At 49.6% G+C, this 23,730-nt stretch carries 22 protein-coding genes; 16 read left to right on the top strand and 6 right to left on the bottom strand.

The annotated features are described in order from the left end of the window. From GT1_RS19385 to GT1_RS19325, 13 genes are all read left to right on the top strand, one after another. Positions 1–826: dihydroxy-acid dehydratase (locus GT1_RS19385; protein WP_188400091.1), on the top strand; the 826-nt coding region annotated here is incomplete at its 5' end. 93 nt (positions 827–919) lie between these two features. Then, positions 920–1,771 carry a 3-methyl-2-oxobutanoate hydroxymethyltransferase gene (panB, locus tag GT1_RS19380; RefSeq protein ID WP_075753005.1) on the top strand — a complete coding sequence of 284 codons (852 nt, stop codon included), beginning with the start codon at positions 920–922 and terminating at the stop codon, positions 1,769–1,771. Positions 1,772–2,003: 232 nt separating this feature from the next. Next, positions 2,004–3,332 (top strand): MFS transporter, encoded by a 1,329-nt coding sequence (locus tag GT1_RS19375; RefSeq protein ID WP_223226383.1) that lies wholly within the window; start codon positions 2,004–2,006, stop codon positions 3,330–3,332. A 183-nt stretch (positions 3,333–3,515) separates the two neighbouring features. Then, positions 3,516–4,292: an SDR family NAD(P)-dependent oxidoreductase gene (locus tag GT1_RS19370; protein WP_188400090.1), complete on the top strand. Its 777-nt coding sequence runs from the start codon at positions 3,516–3,518 to the stop codon at positions 4,290–4,292. A gap of 315 nt (positions 4,293–4,607) precedes the next feature. Continuing rightward, positions 4,608–6,269 carry a ribonuclease J gene (locus GT1_RS19365; protein ID WP_188400089.1) on the top strand — a complete coding sequence of 554 codons (1,662 nt, stop codon included), beginning with the start codon at positions 4,608–4,610 and terminating at the stop codon, positions 6,267–6,269. A gap of 259 nt (positions 6,270–6,528) precedes the next feature. Then, on the top strand, positions 6,529–6,789 hold the full coding sequence (locus tag GT1_RS19360; protein ID WP_188400088.1) for a hypothetical protein: 261 nt from the start codon (positions 6,529–6,531) through the stop codon (positions 6,787–6,789). Positions 6,790–7,047: 258 nt separating this feature from the next. Beyond that, a complete protein-coding gene (locus GT1_RS19355; protein ID WP_075753026.1) occupies positions 7,048–7,722 on the top strand; it encodes a response regulator transcription factor in 675 nt (224 codons plus the stop codon). A gap of 2 nt (positions 7,723–7,724) precedes the next feature. After that, positions 7,725–8,996, top strand: a complete 1,272-nt coding sequence (locus tag GT1_RS19350; protein WP_188400087.1) for a cell wall metabolism sensor histidine kinase WalK — start codon at positions 7,725–7,727, stop codon at positions 8,994–8,996. A 285-nt stretch (positions 8,997–9,281) separates the two neighbouring features. Continuing rightward, positions 9,282–12,395: an EAL domain-containing protein gene (locus GT1_RS19345; protein ID WP_188400086.1), complete on the top strand. Its 3,114-nt coding sequence runs from the start codon at positions 9,282–9,284 to the stop codon at positions 12,393–12,395. Positions 12,396–12,538: 143 nt separating this feature from the next. Beyond that, positions 12,539–13,810 (top strand): TolC family protein, encoded by a 1,272-nt coding sequence (locus GT1_RS19340; protein WP_188400085.1) that lies wholly within the window; start codon positions 12,539–12,541, stop codon positions 13,808–13,810. A 17-nt stretch (positions 13,811–13,827) separates the two neighbouring features. Then, complete coding sequence (locus tag GT1_RS19335; protein ID WP_223226382.1) at positions 13,828–14,910, top strand: efflux RND transporter periplasmic adaptor subunit; 1,083 nt, start codon at positions 13,828–13,830, stop codon at positions 14,908–14,910. 32 nt (positions 14,911–14,942) lie between these two features. Continuing rightward, positions 14,943–15,626 (top strand): ABC transporter ATP-binding protein, encoded by a 684-nt coding sequence (locus tag GT1_RS19330; RefSeq protein ID WP_075753034.1) that lies wholly within the window; start codon positions 14,943–14,945, stop codon positions 15,624–15,626. A gap of 1 nt (position 15,627) precedes the next feature. After that, positions 15,628–16,842, top strand: coding sequence for an ABC transporter permease (locus GT1_RS19325; RefSeq protein ID WP_188400084.1), 1,215 nt, complete (start codon positions 15,628–15,630; stop codon positions 16,840–16,842). A gap of 50 nt (positions 16,843–16,892) precedes the next feature. On the opposite strand, the gene GT1_RS19320 is transcribed toward GT1_RS19325, so the two are convergent. Next, on the bottom strand, positions 16,893–17,054 hold the full coding sequence (locus GT1_RS19320) for a DUF1540 domain-containing protein (RefSeq protein WP_188400083.1): 162 nt from the start codon (positions 17,052–17,054) through the stop codon (positions 16,893–16,895). A gap of 98 nt (positions 17,055–17,152) precedes the next feature. Next, a complete protein-coding gene (locus tag GT1_RS19315; protein ID WP_188400082.1) occupies positions 17,153–17,836 on the bottom strand; it encodes a DNA alkylation repair protein in 684 nt (227 codons plus the stop codon). A 181-nt stretch (positions 17,837–18,017) separates the two neighbouring features. Here GT1_RS19315 and GT1_RS19310 point away from each other — a divergent pair, with 181 nt between their 5' ends. After that, entirely contained in the window at positions 18,018–18,953 is a 936-nt protein-coding gene (locus GT1_RS19310) for a DUF1848 domain-containing protein (protein ID WP_188400081.1), read from the top strand. 131 nt (positions 18,954–19,084) lie between these two features. Here the strand turns inward: GT1_RS19310 and GT1_RS19305 are convergent, their stop codons facing one another. From GT1_RS19305 to mqnE, 4 genes are read right to left on the bottom strand one after another with little or no spacing between them, the layout of a single operon-like run. After that, positions 19,085–19,933, bottom strand: coding sequence for an MTAP family purine nucleoside phosphorylase (locus GT1_RS19305; protein WP_223226381.1), 849 nt, complete (start codon positions 19,931–19,933; stop codon positions 19,085–19,087). Between the two features lie 15 nt (positions 19,934–19,948). Then, positions 19,949–21,019, bottom strand: a complete 1,071-nt coding sequence (gene mqnC / locus GT1_RS19300; RefSeq protein WP_376742014.1) for a cyclic dehypoxanthinyl futalosine synthase — start codon at positions 21,017–21,019, stop codon at positions 19,949–19,951. A gap of 2 nt (positions 21,020–21,021) precedes the next feature. Continuing rightward, the gene (locus GT1_RS19295; protein WP_188400080.1) at positions 21,022–21,849 is read right to left on the bottom strand and encodes a menaquinone biosynthetic enzyme MqnA/MqnD family protein; all 828 of its coding nucleotides are present in this window, start codon (positions 21,847–21,849) and stop codon (positions 21,022–21,024) included. Continuing rightward, positions 21,849–22,958 (bottom strand): aminofutalosine synthase MqnE, encoded by a 1,110-nt coding sequence (mqnE, locus tag GT1_RS19290; protein WP_075753049.1) that lies wholly within the window; start codon positions 22,956–22,958, stop codon positions 21,849–21,851. Before mqnE ends, GT1_RS19295 begins: the two co-directional genes overlap by 1 nt. A 46-nt stretch (positions 22,959–23,004) precedes the next feature. Here mqnE and GT1_RS19285 point away from each other — a divergent pair, with 46 nt between their 5' ends. Both GT1_RS19285 and GT1_RS19280 read left to right on the top strand, forming a co-directional pair. After that, positions 23,005–23,265, top strand: a complete 261-nt coding sequence (locus tag GT1_RS19285) for a hypothetical protein (RefSeq protein ID WP_143558952.1) — start codon at positions 23,005–23,007, stop codon at positions 23,263–23,265. 14 nt (positions 23,266–23,279) lie between these two features. Then, a complete protein-coding gene (locus GT1_RS19280; protein WP_188400079.1) occupies positions 23,280–23,723 on the top strand; it encodes a flagellar hook capping FlgD N-terminal domain-containing protein in 444 nt (147 codons plus the stop codon). Positions 23,724–23,730: the final 7 nt, after the last annotated feature.

Genomic DNA, 23,730 nt, shown 5'->3' with positions numbered 1-23,730 from the left:
CCTGAAAACAGGCGGGCAATGGCCCACAGACCTGTTCTGGTATGCAGGCGGGGTGCCGGCGCTGATGCGGGAATTGAGGGATATGCTGTATCTTGACGCGATGACGGTTACCGGCAAGACGGTGGGTGAAAACCTGGACGAGCTGGAAGCGACAGGCTGGTTTGCTGAAGTGAACAGCTACCTGAGCAACTATAAGCTGCAGGCGGGCGATATTGTTAAAACCCGGAAAAGTCCGGTGAAGCCCCAGGGAAATATCAAAATTCTCAAAGGCAATCTGGCACCGGAAGGAGCTGTCATTAAGTTATCCGGTGTGGATGAAGCTATCCATAATTTTACCGGAACCGCGCGGGTATTTGATTCAGAGGAAGAAGCGGTGGAGCAGCTTCTGGCAGGAAAGATCGGGCCCAATACCGCTATCTTTATCCGCTTTGAAGGTCCGAAAGGCTCAGGCATGCCTGAAATGCTGCGAACGACAGAAGCCCTCTGGAATATGCCGGAGCTGTCAAGCAGTGTGGCTCTGTTTACCGACGGGCGCTTCTCCGGTGCGACCCGGGGACCGGCTGTCGGCCACATAGCCCCGGAAGCTGTGGAAGGCGGGCCGATTGCTTACCTCGAGGACGGCGACATAATTCATATGGATGTTGCTGCCCGCACCCTGGATATTGTCGGAATTAACGGCAGGGAAGCCGTACCGCAGGAAGTGGCGGCCGTGCTGGCGGAACGCAAAAAGACTAAGGTATTTCCGGTAAAAGATACGACACCGCTGCTACGAATGTACAAAAAACTGGCCCGTACCTGTACCGAGGGCGCAGGCCTGGATATCTAAGCAGCCATTTACTTACGCAGGCGGAGGGTGCCTTGACAATGCTCCATAGTTAGCACCCTAGTCAGATAAAAAAAGAGGAAAGCAGGCGATAGCATGGCAAAGAAAACAATTAATGATTTTGCGCAAATGGTGGAAAATGGAGAAAAGATTGTATATTTGACGGCATATGATTATCTTACGGCTAAAATGCAGGAAAAAGCCGGAGTTGATATGATCCTGGTGGGTGATTCGCTGGGGATGGTGTGCCTGGGTTATGATACCACCTTCCCGGTAACAATGGATGATATGGTCCGTCATTGTCAGGCAGTACGCCGTGGCGCCCCCAATACCTTTATTGTCGGCGATATGCCGTATATGTCCTACCAGAAATCCGACGAAGACGCTGTAGCCAATGCCGGTCGTTTGGTGAAAGAAGCGCTGGTGGATTGCATCAAATTAGAGGGCGGCGGCCCGCTCATTGCCAGCCGGATTAGAGCTATCCAGCAAGCCGGTATCCTGGTTATGGGTCATATTGGCCTGACCCCGCAGCTCATGGGCCAAATCGGTGGTTACAAAGCCCAGGGCCGCAGTGCGTCGGCTGCGATGAAAATTGTAAATGAGGCCAAAGCCGTTGAAGCAGCCGGTGCCTTCAGCATCCTGGTGGAAGGTGTGCCGACGGCGGTAGGCAAAGCCATTGCCGACAGGGCCGGTATTCCGATTCTGGGTATTGGCGCCGGTTCCGGCACCCATGGTCAGCTGCTGATCTATGCCGACATGGTTGGCATGTATGATAACTTTACGCCGAAATTTGTGAAGAAATACGCCAATGTTGGCGAACATCTGACCAATGCCTTTAAAGCATATACCGAGGAAGTCCGGCAGGGGCAATTCCCGGATGATGCGGAGCATACTTACAAAATGAGCGCCGCCGAAGAAGCAGAATTCTTAGCAGCGTTGGAAAAGTAAGCTGCCGGCAGGGGAGTCCATCACCGGTCAAGGTGATGGACTGGCCCTCATAAATTTGTAGCTTAGCTAGAGTAACATACAGTATCATGGCTGGCTAAATTTTAAAAAATGCAATAAGGGAGGCTGATATATACAAGCTAAATACCGCTTTAAAAGACAGAATGTTCAAAAACGTACAAAGTGGTACTGGTCACACGAAAAAATTATGCAATTATATTTGGAGGTGTGTTGATTGGCAAATGTAGTCTTTACCGAAGAACGCGAAAACCAGCTTATGAGTAAAATACGCTGGAAGATTGTGCCGTATGTTATGCTGTTGTATATTGTGGCTATGCTGGACCGGGTAAATATCGGTTTTGCTGCGCTGCAGATGAACAAGGATTTGGGAATCAGTGCCAGCATGTTTGGCATGCTGGCCGGTGTCTTCTTCATAACTTATTTCTTTTTTGAGGTTCCCAGTAATGTTATCATGCATAAAGTGGGCGCCCGCAAGTGGATTGCCAGGATTCTTGTCAGTTGGGGCTTGGTAACGGTTTTCCTGGCTTTTGCCCAAAATGTTACCCATGTTGCCATCCTGCGGGGTCTGCTTGGTGCCGCGGAAGCCGGTTTTTATCCCTGCATCGTTTTGTACTTTACTTTCTGGTTTCCGACAAAGCACTTTGCGAAAACCATGTCACTGTTTATGTGCGGCATGGCGCTGGCTAATATTATCGTCGGCCCGATATCGTCCTGGATCATGGAGAACGTGACCTGGATGGGACTGGCCGGCTGGCGCTGGATGTTCATTTTGGAAGGACTGCCTGCTGTCATCCTGGGTTTTGTTACTTTGTTTGTTCTGGTTGACAGACCTGACCAGGCTAAGTTTCTTACCGCTGAGGAGAAGCAATGGCTGCTCGCCGAATTAGAGCGCGAGCATGTGGCCAAACAATTAAAGGTTAAGGTTGCCAATAAATGGGAAGTATTTAAAAACTCCCGCGTGTGGCATCTGGCGTTTTGCTACCTTTGCTATGTTCTTGCTCTCTATGGCCTTGGCATGTGGATGCCGCAGATATTGAAAAATCTGGCAAAGGCTATGAGCTTGTCCAATATCGGCCTGATCTCCACAATTCCTTATATGTGCGCTATCATTGCCATGGTTTATGTTGCCAGACGTTCTGACGCTCTGCAGGAACGCCGGTATCACACCGCCTTGCCGATCGGGATAGCCTTCTTTGGCTTGATTGGTCTAACCATGACCGATAATCTCATAACTTCCATGCTGCTGCTCTGTGTAAGCCAGGCTGCCATCTACTCGTTTGTCGGCACCTTCTGGTCCCTGCCAAATCTATACCTGTCGGAAGCCACCGCTGCCGTCGGCATTGCCATCATTAACTCGGTTGGCAACCTGGGCGGCTTCTTCGGACCTTATATGGTCGGCTTCCTGAAAGATGCGACAGGCTCAACCAACGCAGGTATGTATTTCTTGGCGACCTTCGCTATCCTCGGTACAATTTCAGTGCTTGCCATCCCCAAAAAGGAAGCGGCTGCTGAATCATTAAGGCAACCCGGAATAAAGGCATAACTGGCAGAAGGCTGTGAGAAAAATATCTCATAGCCTTCTGTTGTCCTAACGGCAAGCATAAGTTTGCATGCCACAACAAGACCCTGGTGCGGGCGGACGTCATCCAACGCTGCGCCGCTGGCGCTTAGGCATAGTGGCCACCCACACCCCGGTGGTTTTTCTTATTCTAAGGAGGTATTGAGCATGGATGTAAACTTAGCGGGAAAAGTAGCGGTTATTACCGGCGGTACGGCAGGCATCGGTGAAGCCTGCGTACAGGCTTTTCTTCAGGAAGGCTGCAAGGTGGCGGTATGCGGCCGCAGCCAGGACAAGCTTGAACGGCTTAAAGCTGCGATGAAAGCGCAGGGCTGGGAAATTCTAACCTGCCAGGCTGACGCTGCCAACCAGCAGGAAATCAGTGCATTTGCCCGAACGGTTTTTGACAGCTATGGAAAACTGGACATATGGGTAAATAACGCGGGAATTTCTCTTAAGGCAAAGTTAATGGATATGACTGAAGCCGATTGGGATACTATCCTGGCTGTTAATCTCAAGTCGGTGTTCCTGGGGGCGCAGGCAGCAGCCCGGTATATGCGGCAAGGCAAGGGTGGCGTTATTTTAAATGCCTCTTCGTATGCTGCCGTTATTCCCTCGGCAGGCGGCGGGGCTTATGCTGCCTCCAAGGCGGCTATTTCCAGTTTGACGCGGACGCTGGCTGCCGAACTGGCTCCTTATAACATTCGCGTAAACGGCTATATCCCCGGTGTTATTGATACTCAGATGAATAGCCGGCGCCTTGCTGAACAGCCGGCAGAAACACTGGGACAGATTGCGCTCAACCGGGCCGGTGCCGCTAATGAAGTGGCGGCAGGAATTGTCTTTCTTGCCTCCGATGCCGCCAGTTATATTACCGGCACCGATTTAGAAATAAGCGGCGGTAAGTTCGCCGTGCAAATCCCCGGGGACCCTTGGCAGTGGTGAGGGGCTGAGACAAGTTGACGATATCATCGGATAAAATCTCCATTACCAGCCAAAATTTGCAAATTAGCTGTCGATTGTATATAATATAAGCACTAGTTAGTGATCGGCGTTAATTTTAATCATATTGTGCGGATGATAATGTAACGTTGAGTAAAAACTAGGACCTGCCGGGGGTCCTAGTTTCTCATTTTATCCTAACAGAAAAAATACTTTCTTAAACACAGGATAAGGACAACACCGGTTTCCACCGTCGCCGCCAAAGGCTGGCGCAAGCCGTGTTTTCTTTCCTAGAATAAAAAATTACAGGAGGTTCTCTTGAACAAGAACGAAAAACTTTTAATTATTCCGCTCGGGGGTCTTGGCGAAATTGGCAAGAATATGACAGTATTCCGCTACGGTGATGATATTATTATTGTTGACTCAGGTTTGGCATTCCCCGAAGAAGACATGCTGGGCATTGATTTGGTGATACCGGATATGAGTTATCTTTTTGATAACAAGGATAAGATTAAGGCAGTCGTCTTAACCCACGGGCATGAAGACCATATTGGCTCCCTGTTTTATCTGCTGCGTCAGGTCGATGTGCCTGTATATGGCTCCAGGCTTACCTTAGGCTTAGTGGAAGGCCGGCTAAAGGAGTATGCTGTATCTGACCGTAATCTGATTCCGGTGGGCCCTGGCGATGCTATTACTCTTGGCCAATTCGAGGTTGGCTTTATCCGGGTCAATCATTCCATTGCCGATGCACTGGCGGTTTACATAAAGACTCCGCTGGGAACGGTTGTTCATACCGGGGACTTTAAGCTTGATCAGACTCCGGTTGACGGCCAGATTATCGACATTCACAAATTTGCCGAACTGGGCAATCAGGGAGTACTGGTGCTGCTGTCTGACAGCACCAATGCCGAGCGCGAAGGCTACACCAAATCAGAGCGCACTGTCAGTGAAGCGCTTGATGAACATTTCAGTTCAGCCAAGGGACGCATTATTCTGACTACCTTTGCTTCCAATGTATCCCGGCTGCAGCAAGCCATTAATTCGGCGTGTGAGTATGGACGCAAAGTAGCCCTGCTGGGCCGGAGCATGGTAACTGTCATAACCAAGGCTACTGAGCTGGGGTATATGACCATACCGGAAGGGGTGCTGATTGGTGTCGATGAAATCGGCCGCTATCCGGAAAACCAAATTTTGATTTTAACTACCGGCAGCCAGGGAGAACCTATGGCGGCACTTAGCCGTTTGGCTTCCAGGAGCCATCGCAGCTTGGAATTGGCGCCAGGCGATACGGTGCTGATTGCTGCTAATCCCATACCCGGCAATGAGCGGTCTGTGGGCAGGACTATTGATGCGCTGTTGCGCCTGGGTATTCATGTGGTGTATGAAAGATCGTCAGGTATTCATGTTTCCGGTCATGGCAGCCAGGAGGAGCTCAAGCTTATCCTGAATTTGGTGCGGCCGAAGTTCCTCATTCCTGTTCACGGTGAACACCGGATGCTCAAACAACATGGAAAACTGGCAACTGAAATAGGAATACCCAAGGAAAATGTATTTATTGGCGAGAACGGCCATGTTTTTGAGTTTACTGCCGAGACAGGACGCTTTGCCGGTAAAGTGACAGCCGGGAAAATTTTCGTAGACGGGTTAGGTGTTGGTGATGTCGGCAATATTGTCATCCGGGACCGGCGGCAATTATCCAAAGACGGCGTATTGATTGTCGTTGTTACCCTGGACAAAGCCAGAGGTTGTATTTTAGACGGTCCGGATATTGTTTCCCGCGGCTTTGTCTATGTTCGTGATTCCGATGCTTTGATTGACGAATCGCGCAAAATCGTGAAAAGTGTTTTAGAACGTTTTGAAAACCAGCCGATAACCGAATGGGCGCCTCTTAAGGCCGGTATTCGGGAAGCTTTGGGCAAATATTTGTTTGCAAAAACAGGACGCAGGCCCATGATACTACCGATTATCATGGATTTGTAGGCTGTTGCGGCATTAACGGCCGGAAATAAGTTAAAGGGAGCACTTGCTTAGCGGCAGGTGCTCCCTTGGTTTTACCTGACAGCATACATAAGTTTTGCGCGCCGGCCCAGGGCCCGGCGCGGAATAGTCAGCTTGAGCTTCCAGCTTTTTCAAACAAAAAAATACAGGCAATTAGGCGTACAGGTTATTTTTCAAAAAGAATACAAAAAAATTTACGCTATACTACAAACATCGAAGTAAACCGTTGGGGGTGGGGAAGATGGAAAAAATGCTAAAACGCTTACTCAGCAATGCGCTGAGTCTGGTTTCCACCTGTTTAATCATGGCTATGCCGGTAGCCGCCATGATTTATGCATCAGAGCCTGCGGCAGCTATAGAAGAGGTCTTCAGCATCCAGGAAACAACTTCGCCAGCCGTTGCAGCCAAACCACAAGCCGAGGCGGAGCCGCCTGTTATTTTGCTGGAACCGTGGCCGCTTGACAGTACCGGAGAGCTTTCCGACTTGACAGGGAAAGAATAATGCCCTACGCTTTCAGTAGGTGCAGACTAATACCTTGCGCCACTTAAAATTTGAGATTAGACAGCAAGGATTTTTTCTCCCTGTTAAGTGGAGGAGCTGCGCATCCCGGACATATGTAAGGAGACGGCAATGATGCAGGACGGAAAAAGACTGCTATATAATTCAAATAGTTAGGTGACGTAAGGTACTACATACATACAGTAAAGTTTTTTGCTTTACGCCGGCATATTGGGAAATACTACAGGCAGGAGTGGTTTGATGAGAATTTTGGTTGTCGAAGATGATCATGCCTTACGGGAAGCGATAATTTCTCTTCTGGCCGAGGAAAATTACGTTACCGATGAGGCGGCTGCCGGGGATGAGGGGTTATATTTAGCCCAGCAGGCAATTTATGATTTATTAATACTGGATATTATGCTGCCTGAGATTAGCGGTCTGGAAATTGTTAAGGCGGTTCGGGCTGTTGACAATACAGTCCCTATTTTGCTGCTGACAGCACGCGACAGTGTGGCAGACAAGGTGTATGGCCTGGAAGCCGGGGCCGATGATTATTTGGTTAAGCCTTTTGCTATTCAGGAGCTGCTGGCCAGAATAAAAGCCTTGCTCAGGCGCGGGGGTGCGCTGGCCAGTGATGGAACTATCAGCTATGGCGGAGTTACGATCGACAGTAAGATGCGTGACGGGTTTATCGAGGGGCAGGCCTTGGGGTTAACTACCAAAGAGTATGATTTGCTGGAATTTCTGGTATTAAATAAAGAACAGATTTTAACCAGAGAGCAAATATTTGACCGTGTCTGGGGCTTTGAGTCGGAAACTACCATTAGTGTTGTCGACTTATATATTCACTATCTTCGTAAAAAGCTGGCTCAATCCGGACATGATAACCTGCTGCGTACCGTACGCGGCGCCGGTTTTATGTTTAAGGAGAAGTAGTCATGTTTAATCGCACGCTGCGCCGGCTATCGGCCATGAATTCTATAGTGTTTTTGCTGATTTTCGTGATTTTCGGGACAGTCATTTATGGCTATGTTTCCTATCGTCTGTTTGACAAAGTGGATGAAGCCATGCGGTTCAGGGCCTATAATTTTAAAATAGCCGGCGGCAGACTGGCGCCTCCCGTCCGGAATCGCGCTTTATTTGATCCGCGTATCTTTACCCTGCTGCAGGATGACCAGGGAAGGCTGGTCAGAGTATTCCGCAACGAGGAGGTAGATGTCGAGCACCTGGCAGATCTGGTCTCCCATTTACCGCCAGGGCAAATTCAGACCCGGGAACTGGAAAACCATGCTTACCGGGTGATTAGTATTCCGTACCGGTATGATGAGACTGTCCTTGAGACCGAGCAAGGTTCCATTGATGTACGGAATGTCATTGCCGTAAGCGTCGTGGATTCCGAATATGATTCTCTGCGGAACTTGCTTATTATTATTGTCGGCGGACTGGTAATCGGGATGCTGAGTATCATTCTTGCCGGATATTCGCTGGCAAGGCGGGCTATGGTTCCCATCCAGGAGTCCTGGGAAAGGCAGCAGCAGTTTGTTGCCGACGCTTCACACGAATTGCGTACACCGCTGGCTGTAATTAATAGCAATGCCGAGCTTATGCTGCGCCATCCAAGCCATACGGTGGAAGAAGAAAGTATCCGGGTAACCAACATTGTCCGGGAAGTCAGACGTATGACCAAATTGGTTGCCGATTTGTTAACCCTGGCAAGATCGGATGCCAATCAGTCTGAAATCAAATTAGGCCTGGTAAATTTGAATGAATTAATTGAGATGATTGCCGGACAGTTTATGCCGTTGGCAGAGATGGAGGGACTTACCCTGCGGGCAGCAACCGGTGACCGGCTGGAGTTGACGGCAGACCGGGAGCGATTGCACCAATTGCTGGTCATCCTGCTGGATAATGCGATAAAGTATACGCCGCCGCCTGGCGAGATTGTAATTACCGGCAATAAACAGGGGAATAGTCTGATCGTGACTGTGGAAGATTCCGGACAGGGAATAGCGGCCGAGGATTTACCCCGCGTATTTGACCGGTTTTACCGGGGAGATAAAGTTCGTTCACGGGAAAAAGGCGGCAGCGGTCTGGGGCTTTCGATTGCCAAATGGATTGTAGAGCAGCATGACGGAAAAATCGGAGTAGAGAGCAGGCCTGGTGGTGGTACCAAGTTTAGTATTGTCCTGCCGGTTAAAAAGCTGTCTTAAGGCTGTAACCGTTTCAGTGGACCCATATTTGCATCGCGCTGACTGCCGCTTCGGGAAGGGGGAGTCAGTGCGATTTATTTTTATGAAGAGAAGTCAGTCCCCTTAGATTTGAATGAAATTTTTTCAAAAGACGCTTTTTGCAAGGAATTGTCGAAAAAACAGAGAAAGGTACATATAATTTAATTGATACGAAAATATAGTAGTCCGCTAAGCCCAAATCCATAGTGTGCTTTCATCCTCTGGCTTTAGACTTGGCGGACTGCTGGTACGGAAGAGTGATTCTGTATGTTTTTCTCAATTCGCTGGCAATTGACATTAATTATATGTTCGTTGATTTTGTTAGCCATGGTTTCCACTCTGGCAATTAGTTACTCTTTAGTCTCAGAAGATTATGAAAGGAAAATGCATCATAATAACTCGGTTATGGCGGAAAGCCTGGCAGCCAACATTGCTCAGTTTATGCAAAATGCTTACAATGTGAATCAGATGCTGGCTGAATATTCCGGGTTAGAAAAATTAGATATTGCCAAACAACGGGAATTATTAGTGGATATTACCTGGGAGCAGCCATTTTTTCAAGTTTTGGCTGTGACGCAACTGAATGGAGATCAGTTAGCCCGCTCAAAGGGGCCGCCAACCAACCGGTTTGAACGCTGGTGGTTTAAAAAATTTATGGCCGAGAGAAAGCCATACATCTCCCAAACTTATTATTCCATATCCTCCGAGTCTCCTATCACCACCATTGTGCATGGCATATATAATGAAGGCAAATTAACCGGCCTGCTTATGGCCGATATTGAAGTCAGGAAAATCCAGCAGATGGTTGAGAACTACAATTCAGGGGAAGGCAGCTACGCCTATCTGTTAGATGGCGACGGGGCGGTGATTGCCCATCCTGACCGGAGACAGGTTGCTGAACTGTATAATTACAGAACCATGAAGAAAAAGGTATTATTGCGGGATGCCGACGGTAAAGTGCTAAGAGATGACAAGAATAATGAAATCACCGAAGAGATTAGTTTTGAAGGCACAGCTTCTTTGCAGGCGATTGTTGCCGAAGTTATGGCAGGTAAGGTGGGAGTGGGGGAATACACTGCGCTTGACGGTAAAGAGTATATATGTGCTTACAGAACCATTTCCCTGCCGGGAGCATCTGACCCCTGGAGTCTGATTGTTGTACAAAAGAAAAGCGCCGTTATGGCTTTTATGAGTTATGTGACCGTAAAGACTACCCTTGTCGGCATCCTGGTCATTGCTCTTTCAGCATTGTTGACCATCTGGTTTTCGCGGAAAATAACCGATCCCTTGCTGGATATTGTAAATGCCACTAACCGAATCAAGGAGGGTGATCTGGCAGTACGGCTTACAACCAATTCGTCCAATGAAATTGCTATATTGGCGGCAAACTTTAATCAGATGGTAGCTGAACTGCGTCAGCATCGTGAGCGTTTGGAAGAATTGGTTGAGGCGCGAACGGCACAGCTGGGGGCTGCTAACCAGGAAATGACAGCCATGAATGAGGAATTGACAGCTGTGAATGAAACGCTCGAAGATACCAATTACCGCTTACTTGATGAAAACGAAGCCAGGCGTAAGACCGAAAACAAGCTGTTATTGCGGGAACGGCAATACCAGGCGATCACTGGTCTCTTAACACAGCCTGTTGAGGAAGATGAAACAGAAGATATTCTTCGGGTTATTTTACATAATGCCGTTCAGTTGCTTGGCGGGATGGTCGGTTATATCGGTTTGTTCGATGCTGAGGGCAAGCATTTTTATATTCATCATATCATTGGGATTGATACCCCCCTTATCCGTGAGCCCAAGCCGGCGCAAACCGGAATGAAAGGGCATGTTTACAATACCGGTGAAATTTTCTATATTGAGGATTACCGTAAATATCCTGAACGGGTTGAACACTGCTGCTTGAGTGATTTGATAAGCAGTGTGATTATGGTTCCCCTGAAGCAGGCCGGTAAAGTGAAAGGCGTCCTGACAATAAGCTGGCAGCAGGTAATACAGCCTATCAGTGAGGAGGATTTAGCAGGGCTGCGTCAGTTTGGCGACCTGGCCTCGATAGCACTGGAACGATACCTTGTCCAGAAGGATATCAGGCAGCTTGCCTATCACGATATATTGACAGGGCTGCCGAACCGTGCCAGTTTAACCCATTACCTTGAAGCAGAGCTGGAGAAGGCTCGTGCCGGTGAATCGGCCGGTGTCATTTTGTTTATTGATATTGATGATCTTAAATCAGTCAATGATAATTTTGGCCATTCCTTTGGTGATACTGTCATTGTTTCCGCCAGCCGGCATATTGTTGCCGCTGTTGGCGAAAAGGCTTTTGTATCCCGCATTAGCGGTGACGAGTTTTTTGTTGTTGTACCGGGAATAAACAGCCGGGACAGAGCGGCGCAAATTGCCGACAAGACGGTTGGCGAACTTTGCAAGGAGTACGAGGTAGCGCTTGAGAAGCTGCACCTGTCGGCAAGTGTGGGGCTGGTTGTATATCCGGAGGATGGTGTTATGGCCGAGGAACTGATGAAAAAGGCCGACAGTGCCATGTATGCCGCCAAGCAGGCAGGAAGGAACTGCTGGCGTTTTTATAAGTCCAGTATGCTGAAAGCGGCCTATGAAAAAATGATGTTAACCAATAGACTCCGCCGGGGCTTGGAGCGGGGGGAGTTTTATCTGTATTATCAGCCGCAGTTTGCGGCAGCAGACCGGCGTATTGTCGGCTTTGAGGCCCTGCTGCGGTGGAATAGTTCTGACTACGGTTTCGTTTCGCCGGCCCGCTTTATTCCCCTTGCTGAGCAAAGCGGACTGATTCTGCCTATCGGTCAATGGGTATTGCAGGAAGCCTGCCGCTTTGCCCGGCGACTGGCCGACAGCGGCCAGGAGCATATTCAGGTGGCGATGAACATATCACCACGGCAGCTTATGTCTGAGGACTTTGTTGCTTGTGTCCGCACCAGTATTGAGGCTGCCGGCATCAAGCCGGGACAAATCGAAATTGAGATTACGGAAAGTGTTTTCATTGAATCCATGGAAGACAGTGTTCACAAGCTTTGTCAATTGCGGGATATTGGCGTGAACCTGGCGCTGGATGATTTTGGCATAGGATACTCTTCGTTAACCTATTTAAGAAGTTTGCCTGTAGGGATATTAAAGATAGATAAATCCTTTATTGACAAGATTAGCAGTGATGAAGTACAGTTGCAGGTAGTAGGTTCAATTATTGATTTAGGGCATACTTTGGGGATGAGTGTAGTGGCTGAAGGCGTGGAAACAGAAGAACAGCTGGCAATACTGACAAAGGCCGGCTGTGACCATATTCAAGGTTATGTTTTCAGTAAACCGCTTGCAGAAGAAGCGGCCATGTCTTTGCTTAAACAGTAAAATATGTGCGAAACAGGCTCAAGCGGCAAGCGAATGATTGCTGCTTGAGCCTGTTCGCATAAATCTAAGGAAATTCAAAGAAAGCTTTACTACAATAACACTACTGAGTAAGATAGAATTTTAAGGTAGGAGGCTGCTAGCCCATGTTTAAATTAAAGAATAAGGCTGCGTACATTACTGCGGGTCTGATTTTTTTACAACATACGCTGTCCTTTGCCGCACCTGTTGAACTGTCGCTGCAAGACAGTATTACTTATGCGCTGAAGAATAACCCGTCTATTCATATTGCCGGTGAGGATAAAAAGAGATCAGAGTTTAGTGTCGATGAAACCAAAGCCGGCAAAAAGCCGACTGTTTCTCTTGGCAGCAGTTATGATTACCAGGGCAGTTCGGACAAGGATAAAGACAGTTTTAATAACAGTTTGCGAATGAACTGGCAACTGTACAGCGGTGGAAAAACCGAAGCCAGGATTGAACAGGCTCAAATCGGTGTGCGCAGTGCCGATTTGCAGGTGGAGAAAACCAGGCAGCAGCTCATTTTAGACGCTACGACAAATTACTATAGCGTGCTTGAGGCTAAAAATATGCAGGCAGTGAATGAGGAGAGTGTCGCCAATCTTAAGGCCCATCTGGACATAGTGCAGGCAAAATACCAGGAAGGTGTCGCCGCTAAAGCCGAGGTTCTGCGTTCTGAGGTAGAAGTCGCCAATGCGGAGCAGAACCTGATTAAGGCGCAAAACCAGTATGAACTGGCGGTAGCTGACCTGCTTACTACCATGAACATGGACGCAGGCACTGAGGTTCAATTACAGGGTGAACTTAACTATCAGGCCGATACCCGCAGTCTGCAGGAAGCCATGGCCTTTGCCCGGCAAAACCGTCCGGAAGCCGTTCAGGCCCAGTTAAGCATTGATAGTGCCGAGAAAGATATCAAGATTGCGGAAAGCAATAAACGTCCGTCGGTGTCGCTGTCGGCTTCCACCGGCTGGGATGACCGGCTGCTGCCTGACAATGACGCCAACTGGTCGGTGGGCGCTTCGGCAAGCTGGAATATTTTCGATGCCGGTGTAACCAAGTCCCAAATCAATCAGGCCGAGTCTTCGTTCAACAAAGCCCGGCTGGAGGCTGAGCAGACGGCCAATACCATTGAGCAGGAAGTACGCCAAAGCTACCTTAACATGAAAGAAGCGGAAAAACGTCTGCAAACCACCGAAGTGACGGTAAACAAAGCCAACGAAGACCTGTATATTGCGCAGGAAACCTATAAAGCCGGTGCTGCAACCAATCTTGACGTTTTTGACGCGCAGCTGGCGCTGACGCAGGCCAAGACCAACCATGTGCAGGCGCTTTATGATTATAATGTCAATAAAGCCAAACTGGATAAAGCGATGGGCGCGGGAGCGGGTACTCTATGATGGCGGAGGTAACAACAATGTGGCAAAAAATCGCAAACCATAAAAAAACAATCAGCATGGTGGTCATTGCTGTGGCTGCTATGGCCGGCGGCGGGTACTATTATCAAAGCAAGAGCCAGCCTGTCGCCGCACCGCAGCAGACTATACAGGTCGAGCGCCGGGACCTTACCTCAGAGGTGGAAGCAACAGGCACCATCAAGGCGGTTGACAGTGTTGACATCAGTTCCAAGATAACGGCACATATCAAAGAGGTTAAGGTCAAAGAGAATGAAGTGGTAGAGGCCGGGCAGGTGCTTGTTATTCTGGAAGATACCCAAATGCAGGCCCAGGTAACCCAGGCCAAAGAACGGCTGGACAACGCTGCGCTGAAATATCAGCGGACCTCCAGGCTGACCCGCATTGGCGGTGCTTCGCAAGAGACGCTGGATAATGCCAGCATGGAATATAATATTGCCCAGGCCAACTATGACGAGGTTATGTCTAAGCTTGATGATACCGTGATTGTCTCACCCATGACAGGCAGCGTCATCGGCAAACCGTTGTCGGCCGGCGAACTGGTAGCCCAGGGGGTTAACAATCCCACTGTCATCCTGACAGTGGCCGATATGTCAAAAATGCAGATTGAAGCCAACGTAGACCAGACCGATATTGGCAAAATCGAGCTGGGGCAAAAAGTCAGCTTTACGGTGGATGCTTATCCTGACAAAGAATTTAAAGGTATAGTCACTACTATTTCCCGTAAAGCCACGGTTTCCCAGAATGTTACTTATTATCCGGTAACCATTGATGTAGCCGACGCCGAAAATCTCTTAAATCCCGGCATGGTTGCCAGAGTGTCGGTTACTGTCAGTGAAAATAAAGGCGTGCTGACTCTGCCGCTGGCGGCAATACGCTCAGATAAAACAGGAAAATACGTTATTGTTGCCGGACCGGACGGCAAGACGCAGAATGTTCCGGTCAAGACCGGCAATACCGGGGATGACCGGGTGGAAATTATCAGCGGCGTAAATGAAGGCGATAAAGTGGTTTTATCGCAAGTCAGCACAAAGGCACAGACCGCTGGTCAGCAGGGAGGACGCGGCGGACGCCCGATGTTCTAGTACCGGGCCACTGTGTATAAGGGGGTCATAGCATGACAATTGCATTAACCGAGATTATCAAAACCTATCAAATGGGCGACACCGTGGTGGCGGCCCTGGCCGGTGTCAGCCTGGATATCCGTGCAGGCGAATTTACCGCCATCATGGGACCGTCAGGCTCCGGCAAATCCACTTTGATGAATATACTGGGCTGCCTGGACCGCCCGACCAGCGGGTCATATTTGCTGGACGGGCAGGAAGTATCATCACTCAATGACGACCAGCTGGCGTTGACCCGGAATAAAAAAATCGGTTTTGTTTTCCAAAACTTTAATTTACTGCCCCGGATTTCGGCGCTGGATAATGTTGCTTTACCGCTGGTGTATGCCGGGGTGAATGCCAAAGCACGGAAGGAACGGGCAGCCGCTGCTCTGGCGTCTGTCGGCTTGGAAAACAGGATGGATCATCTGCCTAACGAACTGTCAGGCGGTCAGCGCCAGCGGGTGGCCATTGCCCGGGCGCTGGTCAATGAACCCTCCATCCTGATGGCCGACGAACCTACCGGCGCGCTGGATACTAAATCCGGTGATGAGGTTATGGGTATTTTTAAGAGCCTTCATGCCGCCGGCCGTACCATTATCCTGGTAACCCATGAGCCTGATATTGCCGCCCATGCCAAACGGGTAATTCATGTCCGGGACGGGCTTATTGTCCGGGATACAGAAAGGGAGGAGTAATGTGTTTTGGGAAAGTGTAAAAATAGCCTTGGATGCACTGGTCTCCAATAAGCTGCGCTCCATCCTTACCATGCTTGGCATTATCATTGGAGTTGGCGCGGTTATTGCCATGGTGTCCATTGGCATGGGAGTAAGAGATAAAATTTCAACTTCGATTGCCAGCTTAGGCAGCAATCTCATCATCGTTATGCCTGGCGCTTCTTCTTCCTCCGGCGTACGGGGGGCAGCCGGCACCAAGACAACCCTGACACTCAAGGACGCGCAGGCAATAGCCCGTGATGTAGACGGCATTGCCGCCATTGCCCCCGCTGTCAGCAGCCAGTATCAAATGGTTGCCGGTAATATGAACTGGACAACCAGCGTCCAGGGGACTACGCCGGAATATATGGAAGTGCGCAATGTAAGTGTTGAAGCCGGCAGTTTTATTACCAACGACGATTTAAATGCCCGCAACCGGGTGGCGGTAATTGGTGCTACTGTTGCCGCCAACCTGTTTGAAAATGTAAATCCGGTAGGGAAAAGCATCCGGATTAATAATGCGCCGTTTACGATTATTGGTGTACTGGCAAGCAAAGGCCAGTCAGCCGGGGGGCAGGATCAGGACGATACGGTTATTATTCCGCTGACTACCGCCCAGGAGCGGATGATGGGCATTACCCATGTTCAGTCCATTAGTGTGCAGGCCGCCGACTCTGAGGCTGTAGATCAGGTGCAGGAGGGTATTACCAGCCTGCTGCGAGCCCGGCACGGTATTATCGGTGACCAGGAGAACGACTTTACCGTACGTAATCTGGCCAGTGTCATGGAAACAGCCCAGGAAACCACAGCCACCATTACTATGCTGCTGGGCAGCATTGCCGGGATTTCCCTGCTGGTAGGCGGCATCGGCATTATGAACATTATGCTGGTATCTGTTACCGAACGGACAAGGGAAATTGGTATTCGCAAAGCCCTGGGAGCCAGATATTCCAATATCCTCATGCAGTTTCTGATTGAGGCTGTGGTAATCGGCGTTGTTGGCGGCGCTATCGGTATCGCCGTCGGTATCGGCGCTTCCTATGGCATTTCCTCTGTCGCCGGCTGGAATACTGTTATCACCCCACTGCCGATTATCATTTCCTTTGCTTTCTCTGTAGGCATCGGGCTCTTCTTCGGCCTGTACCCTGCGCGGAAAGCAGCTCTCCTAAACCCCATTGACGCCTTACGCTACGAATAGTCAAAAGCCGTCCAGTTACTGGACGGCTTTGTCATATTGGCTGCAAAGGTTTAATTTTTCATCTGGAAGGTACGACAGTTGGTTTGCTCACTTTGCCGAGCGCTTGAACCGCCGCCGTCCACATTGACTTCAATAGCGGACGCATCACAGTGTTCACCGGATTTCCAGTATTTGCAGCTGGAGACTTTGCATTTTACACCTGGTAAGGTCATATAGATTCACCTCCGTTTCTTTTGGCAGTGCAAAATTAGTATGGCACTAATAAAAAAATATATGTGCAATACTTGTCCGGCTTAACCTTGGATAATCTTTATTTTCGCTTCATCCGGCGTATCAGATCCTTGGTTTCCTGGTTTACACGATAGGATTCCAGAATTTTCTGCAGGGCTTTATTGTAAGTAAAATTGTCCAGCGTACTTTGCTGTAAATAGGCCATGGTTTTCTCCTGATATTTGACAAAACAAACAGACAGGGCCCAGGCTACTGCCATTTTGACGTAATACCCCTCATGCCTGGCATTGTCTAAATGGGCTATAACCTGATCGATGTATTTGTCTTCAATATAATAATTCAGCAGCATTACAACGCCAAACCGTAATTCAAACTCTTTGGGGGACACCAGATAGGGTTGTAGAAATTCCCAGACCTGTTCCTGATACTTTTTTGTGATTTTCAAGCTGCTGCAAAAGCTGTCACACACTGCCCAATTGTTGATTTTGGGAACAAAGGCTGCGATATAGTGCAGTGTTGCCGCAATATCTGTTTTGATGTGACCGATTACCAGTGCCTGGAGCATGGTTTCTTCGTAATAGTCATCTTTTGCTGTCAATAAATAGTCCTGCCAATCGCCTTTGGCCTGTTCTTTGGCCAGTTCGCGCAAGCGCGGCAGACGCACACCCAGCACATTATCCGTACCGGGAATCAATTTGCTGTGAAACTGCCGGTATTCCTCATCGGCCAACTCAGTGAGGCGTTCTTTTATCGTTTTTTTCATTACATGCTCCTTATAGTTTGATTAAGCCTGCTTTGCTTTATTATGGCTGGTAAGTTAATAGTATTTCTGGCATGACCAGGTGAAATACTGAAAGACATGGGCGAAAAGCTCTGTTACAATAGAAATAATAAGCTATCCACCTTGAACAAATACACAAACTAAAGATGAATGGTGATGAGAATTGATTATAAGTGCCAGCAGGCGCACAGATATTCCGGCCTTTTATGCCGATTGGTTCATTAACCGGCTGCACCAGGGGTTCGTTTATGTTAAAAATCCGAGAAATCCCAGGCGCATCGCCAAGGTTGTCCTGAACCCGGAGGTTGTTGACTGCATTGTGTTCTGGACAAAAAATCCCCGGCCAATGCTGGACCGGCTGAATATCATTGATGCGCTGGGCTACCGGTATTATTTTCAGTTTACCCTGACGCCCTATGACCGGCAGGTAGAAACAGGGCTGCCGGCAAAAGCGGAAATCATGGAAACCTTCCGGCACGTAAGCGATAAGATTGGTAGCCACCGCGTAGTCTGGCGCTATGATCCGGTAATAATCAGCAGCGATTTTTCCGTGCAGTATCATTTGGCGGAATTTGACCGGCTGTGTGGTAAGCTGGCTGCTTATACCCAAAAATGCGTTTTCAGCTTTATCGACCTGTACGCGAAAATCCGGGAGCGGCTGAAGCCGTTTGCCGTCTGCGAGATAAACACCCTGCACATGAACCAGCTGGCGCAGGGCTTCGCCCAAATTGCCAAACGGCACAAGCTGACGCTGGCGACCTGTTCTGAGACCATCGACTTTGCCTCCTATGGCATTGCTCATGCTGCCTGTATTGACCAGGGCTTGCTTGAGCATATTCTCGGCTGCTCCTTATGCGCGAAAAAAGACCCCAACCAGCGTCCGGCTTGTCAATGTATTGAAAGCATTGATATTGGCGCTTATAACTGCTGCTCTCACGGCTGCGTTTATTGCTATGCTACGACAAGTGAAAACATGGTCTGTCAGGCTATGCGGGGGCATGATCCTCACTCGCCGCTGCTGGGCCAGCTTCGCGGAGACGAAATTATAACAGACAGAAGGGCCAACTCGCTTAAAGTCCCGCACATTTCATTGTTTTAGCAGCAACGGCCAGCGTAAATGACAACAATAACAGGGCTGGGTAGAAACGGGATGTTTCTGCTCAGCCCTGCTATTTGTCCTAACAGAAAGTATAACTTTCTTAAAGCAGGATAAGGGCAACAGCGGCAGTACTAGCTTGACGGGCCATATACTTTTTTTAATAATGTCGGTTTGCGCAAATCGGCGCAACCGCAGGTTTGCTTATCGTCCAGCCGGCTGATGACATCCAATAAAATTTGTCCGATCTTATCGGCATCATCATAAAAGATTTGGCTTAATTCACTATGGTCCCAATCTTTTACCACACCTTCGCCGTAATTGACAACAGTATACAACCCGGCATAACAAGCGCCGATTTCCCGGGCCAGGTACACTTCCGGGCAGAGACTTTGACCGATAATATCGGCGTGTCCTTTTAACATAGCCACTTCGGCAGGGCTTTCAAAATGCCGCCCGTCGGTTACGGCATACACTCCCCGGCGAAAAACCCGGTGCAGGGGCCTGGCTTCGGCGGCTGTAATTAATTCCTGCCGCAGCTGCGGGCAAAGGGCCTGCCGCATAATGAGCAGATAATGTCCCTCCAGACCTACATCCTTGCGCATGGATTGATCAATATAATCGGAGGCAATCACCATATCCCGGGGGTCAAGCAAATGATTGACTGTGCCCACGCCGCCTTCTGCCAGTATCTTTTTCACGCCGGCTTCACGAAACAGCCAAAAAATCTGCCGGGAGGCGTCAGCCCGGTTAATTCCCGAGCGCCAGCCGTGCATCCGGCAGGTCAGCACCTGTTTATCACCCTGGCGAAATAAGAGCAAGGGCGGTGTTGCCCCATAGGGGGTGTCAAAAACCATTTCCCGTCCCAGTATTTCTACCTCCGGGCGGTTTAGCGCTGCCGGGAAATCCATGGATAAGGTGCCGGAACCGCCGATAATGGCAATACTTGCCCGGGGAATCCTATTTCTGGTATCTTCTCGCAATCCTCTGTCCTCACTTTAAAAAGTTTTCAAAATTTCATATTCCGTATTCCGCTGGGCTGGAATTTTGCCGGTGGCGCGGATGAGCGCCACCATTTTGTCCACCGACATTTGATAGGCGGTGCCGGCTGCCCGGACGACATTCTCTTCCAGCATGATACTGCCTAAGTCGTCGGCGCCAAAGGCCAGGGTTAACTGGCCGACAGATTGTCCCTGGGTTACCCAGGAACCCTGTAAATGGGGGATATTGTCAAGGTATAACCGGGCCACCGCTAATGTCCGCAGGTAGTCCCAGGCACTGGCCTTGGTGCCGCCCAGCTCGGTATTTCCTGGTTGAAAGGTCCACATGATAAAGGCCCGGAAACCGCCGGTACGGTCTTGCAGCTCACGAATGACCCGGAAGTGATTGATGCGCTGCCGGTAAGTTTCCTGCATACCGATCACCATGGTGGCTGTTGTGCCCATTCCCAGCTGTTGGGCTGTTTCCATGACTGCCAGCCATTGCTTGACGGAAATTTTTAAGGGGCTGACCCGCTGCCGTACGGTGTCATCCAATATCTCGGCGCCGCCGCCAGGCAGGGAGTCCAGGCCGGCGGCGCGCAGGCGGCTCAGTGTCTCCCGGATGGTGATGCCGGCTTGACCGGCCAGATGAACAATTTCCGCCGGGGAAAAGGAATGAATGGTAATGGAAAACTTTTCCTTAATACCGCGCAGCATATTCTCAAAATAGTCAAGCCGCAGTTCCGGGTGCAATCCGCCTTGCAGCATGATCTGAGTGCCGCCGGCAGCAATAGTGTCGGCAATTTTTTGATGAAGTTCTGCTGTGTCCAATACATACGCGTCGGCAGCGCCGGCAAGCCGGTAGAAGGCGCAGAACTTGCATTGGCTTTTGCAAACATTGGTATAATTAATATTCCGGTCCACAATAAACGTGGTATAGGGCTGGGGATGCTTTCGCTGTCTGATGGTATTGGCGGCCTGTCCCAAGGCCGGCAAATCACCCCGGGTTAACAGTTCCAAGGCTTCTTCATCCTGTAACCGGCGGCCTTGCAGTGTCTGTTCGATAATTGTCTGCCAGCTGTTCACCACAACTATACCTCCAGAAACGTCAGCTGCGGCATTTCGGCAATATGGCCTAATGCTTGCGCCCGACGGTAATATTCCAGCAGTCCCTGCTGATGGTCTGTATCGAAGGAGAATTGCAGTGTGGTGAAATAGGATTGCAGAAAAGCGGCATCAAAGGCTTCCCAGCGGGCGGCATCTCTGGCCACTTGCTCAACATGGGTCAGGCTGTAGGACATGGAATGGGCAAAAGAGCGCTGTACTTCCCGGACAAGCTCCGGATTTTCCTCAGCAAAACTCCGGCGGGCTGCCCAGACGGCGAACACCATCCGGCAACCGGTCAGTTCCTTCCACTCGCTGCCTAAATCATAGGCATATAACCCCTGCGGCACCTGATAGTGAATTTGGAGTGCTTCATCGCCGATTAACAGGGCGGCATCGGCTTCCAGCAGCATGGAACCCAAATTAGGCGGACACTCAAAATAAGCAGGTTTCACCCGGTATTTATCTTCAAGAATAATTTTTAACAGTACCTGTGATGTGCGGGACGTATTAGTCAGCGCGATTTTCCGGTTATGCAGTTCCTGGATGGGAAGCTTGCTGACTAAATATATGCTTGTTACCGGACCGTCGCAGCTTACCGACAGGTTCGGCAATAAAGTAAGCTCACGCCAGTTCCGGGAATATTCAATGGAGGGAACTGGGGAAATATCCAGCCTGCCTTCCAGCAAATGGCGGCTTAGCTCTCGGGCGGTGTCTTTGGTTAATTCCACATCCCACAGCACGCCGTTTTTTACTAACCCGTAATACAGCGGTAAACAATTAATAAACTGAATGTGTCCAACCCGGGGGCGCATTAGGCTTCGCTCCCCTCATATACCCGCACTTCGCGATATAGAGTATCCCGTTCAACGGGAATATTGCCTGTTTCGCGAATAAAAGCAATAATCTCCTGCTTGCTGATGCCTATCGCCGTTTTGGCGCCTGCTGCATGCAGAATTTTTTCCTCCACTACCGTTCCGTCTAAATCATCAATGCCAAAGCCCATGGAAATCTGGGCAATGGGGACTGTCAGCATAATCCAAAAGGCTTTAACATGATCAAAATTGTCCAGCATCAGGCGGCTGACAGCCAGCATCTTCAAATCTTCCCAGGCTGTTGTCCGCTTAAGGTCACTAAGCCCGGTGTTTTCCGGATGGAAGGGGAAGGGAATAAAAGCCTGGAAGCCGCCGGTTTCATCCTGCAACTGACGCAAGGTGAGTAAATGGTCAATTCGTTCTTCCGGGGTTTCCACATGCCCGTATAACATGGTAGCATTGCTGCGGATACCCAGCTGATGCGCCGTACGTGCCACTTCCAGCCATTCGGCGGCAGTAGCCTTATCCGGGCAGAGGATGTGCCGCACCCGGTCATTTAATATTTCCGCACCGCCCCCCGGCATGGAGTTTAAGCCGGCTTCCTTGAGAACGGTAAGCACTTCCCGGACAGACAGTTTGGCAATTTTGGCAAAATGGGCAATTTCCACCGCGGTAAAGGCTTTTATATGCAAAGCGGGAAACTCCCGGTGAATAACGCGGATAATATCGGCGTAATAGGCAAACGGCTTGTCCGGATGCAACCCGCTGACAATATGCAGTTCGGTCATTTCCGGAGCATCGGCGACTGCCTGGCGGGCAATGGCCAGAGCCTGTTCCGGCTCCATTACATAGGCCTGTGACGCATCGGCATCACAGCCAAAGGCGCATAGCTTGCAGCGGGCCTTGCAGACATTGGTGAGATTAATGTGCCTGTTGACATTAAAATATACCTTATTGCCGGATTTGCGCTGTTTTACCAAACGAGCCAGCGCGCCGATCCGCAGTAACTCATTGCTGTTTAACAGCAATAAGCCGTCGTCGCGCGTCAGCCGTTCTCCACCGGCCAGCTTCTGTTCAATGGATAGCAATTGATCTTCCAAGTAGCTCATCTCCTGATTCTGCTTCAGGTACAATATCCTGACAAATTTCCGAATTTTGAAAAATACCTATACCTCTTCTGTGATGGAGTGGCGGATTCCTGCCATTACAGAATTTTTTCTAAGTTGCAGCAAACTGCAGGTGCCGGCTGGCAAGGCGGCGCTTACTTATTTTTCTGCTGGCGGCAAAATCCCACAGTTCCCGACTGTTGGGATTTTGTCGTTATTTGGGGCAACTAATATTTTCTTAATAGATTATCAAACAAATAGTAAACACGCGAATGCGAAACTATTCATGGAGTATATCTCTCTACAATAAGGAGGAATAGCAACATGAGTATTAATTCTGTTTCCGGTTCAACAGCCTATTGGGCAGCCCCTACCTCAACTTCCACCAGCTCAACCGATAATTCCACCTTTGGCGATTTCCAGTCATTCCTGCAGCTGCTGGCAACCGAATTGCAGTACCAGGACCCGGAAGACCCTGTTGACAGCACGGAATATGTGTCACAAATGGCTCAGTTTACTTCATTAAATCAATTGCAGACCATTGCTAACAGTGTGGACGCCGCTCAGGCATATGATCTGATTGGCAAAACCGTCACTTATACGGCGCTCAATGCTTCCGGCAATACTGTCAGCACTACCGGCAAGGTGGACTCGGTAACTATCAGCGGCGGGACGCCGTATTTGAATATCGGCGGCACGAAGGTTGCGATTAGCGCGGTTACCGAAGTCGCAGCCGGCGGCAGCACCGACAGCACGGCCGAGGTGTAAGACCTGT

This window comes from Sporomusa sp. GT1, from assembly GCF_014634905.1.
Classification (GTDB): domain Bacteria; phylum Bacillota; class Negativicutes; order Sporomusales; family Sporomusaceae; genus Sporomusa; species Sporomusa sphaeroides.
This window is presented reverse-complemented; position numbering and strand designations above follow the sequence as displayed.

Bases quoted from the DNA above. Each gene is read 5' to 3' on its own strand.
- GT1_RS19320 (WP_188400083.1), bottom strand. From the start codon at position 17,054: ATGACCTTACCAGGTGTAAAATGCAAAGTCTCCAGCTGCAAATACTGG.
- GT1_RS19360 (WP_188400088.1), top strand. From the start codon at position 6,529: ATGGAAAAAATGCTAAAACGCTTACTCAGCAATGCGCTGAGTCTGGTT.
- GT1_RS19350 (WP_188400087.1), top strand. From the start codon at position 7,725: ATGTTTAATCGCACGCTGCGCCGGCTATCGGCCATGAATTCTATAGTG.
- GT1_RS19295 (WP_188400080.1), bottom strand. From the start codon at position 21,849: ATGCGCCCCCGGGTTGGACACATTCAGTTTATTAATTGTTTACCGCTG.
- panB (WP_075753005.1), top strand. From the start codon at position 920: ATGGCAAAGAAAACAATTAATGATTTTGCGCAAATGGTGGAAAATGGA.
- GT1_RS19355 (WP_075753026.1), top strand. From the start codon at position 7,048: ATGAGAATTTTGGTTGTCGAAGATGATCATGCCTTACGGGAAGCGATA.
- GT1_RS19345 (WP_188400086.1), top strand. From the start codon at position 9,282: ATGTTTTTCTCAATTCGCTGGCAATTGACATTAATTATATGTTCGTTG.
- GT1_RS19315 (WP_188400082.1), bottom strand. From the start codon at position 17,836: ATGAAAAAAACGATAAAAGAACGCCTCACTGAGTTGGCCGATGAGGAA.
- GT1_RS19370 (WP_188400090.1), top strand. From the start codon at position 3,516: ATGGATGTAAACTTAGCGGGAAAAGTAGCGGTTATTACCGGCGGTACG.
- GT1_RS19340 (WP_188400085.1), top strand. From the start codon at position 12,539: ATGTTTAAATTAAAGAATAAGGCTGCGTACATTACTGCGGGTCTGATT.
- GT1_RS19280 (WP_188400079.1), top strand. From the start codon at position 23,280: ATGAGTATTAATTCTGTTTCCGGTTCAACAGCCTATTGGGCAGCCCCT.
- GT1_RS19330 (WP_075753034.1), top strand. From the start codon at position 14,943: ATGACAATTGCATTAACCGAGATTATCAAAACCTATCAAATGGGCGAC.
- GT1_RS19335 (WP_223226382.1), top strand. From the start codon at position 13,828: ATGTGGCAAAAAATCGCAAACCATAAAAAAACAATCAGCATGGTGGTC.
- mqnE (WP_075753049.1), bottom strand. From the start codon at position 22,958: ATGAGCTACTTGGAAGATCAATTGCTATCCATTGAACAGAAGCTGGCC.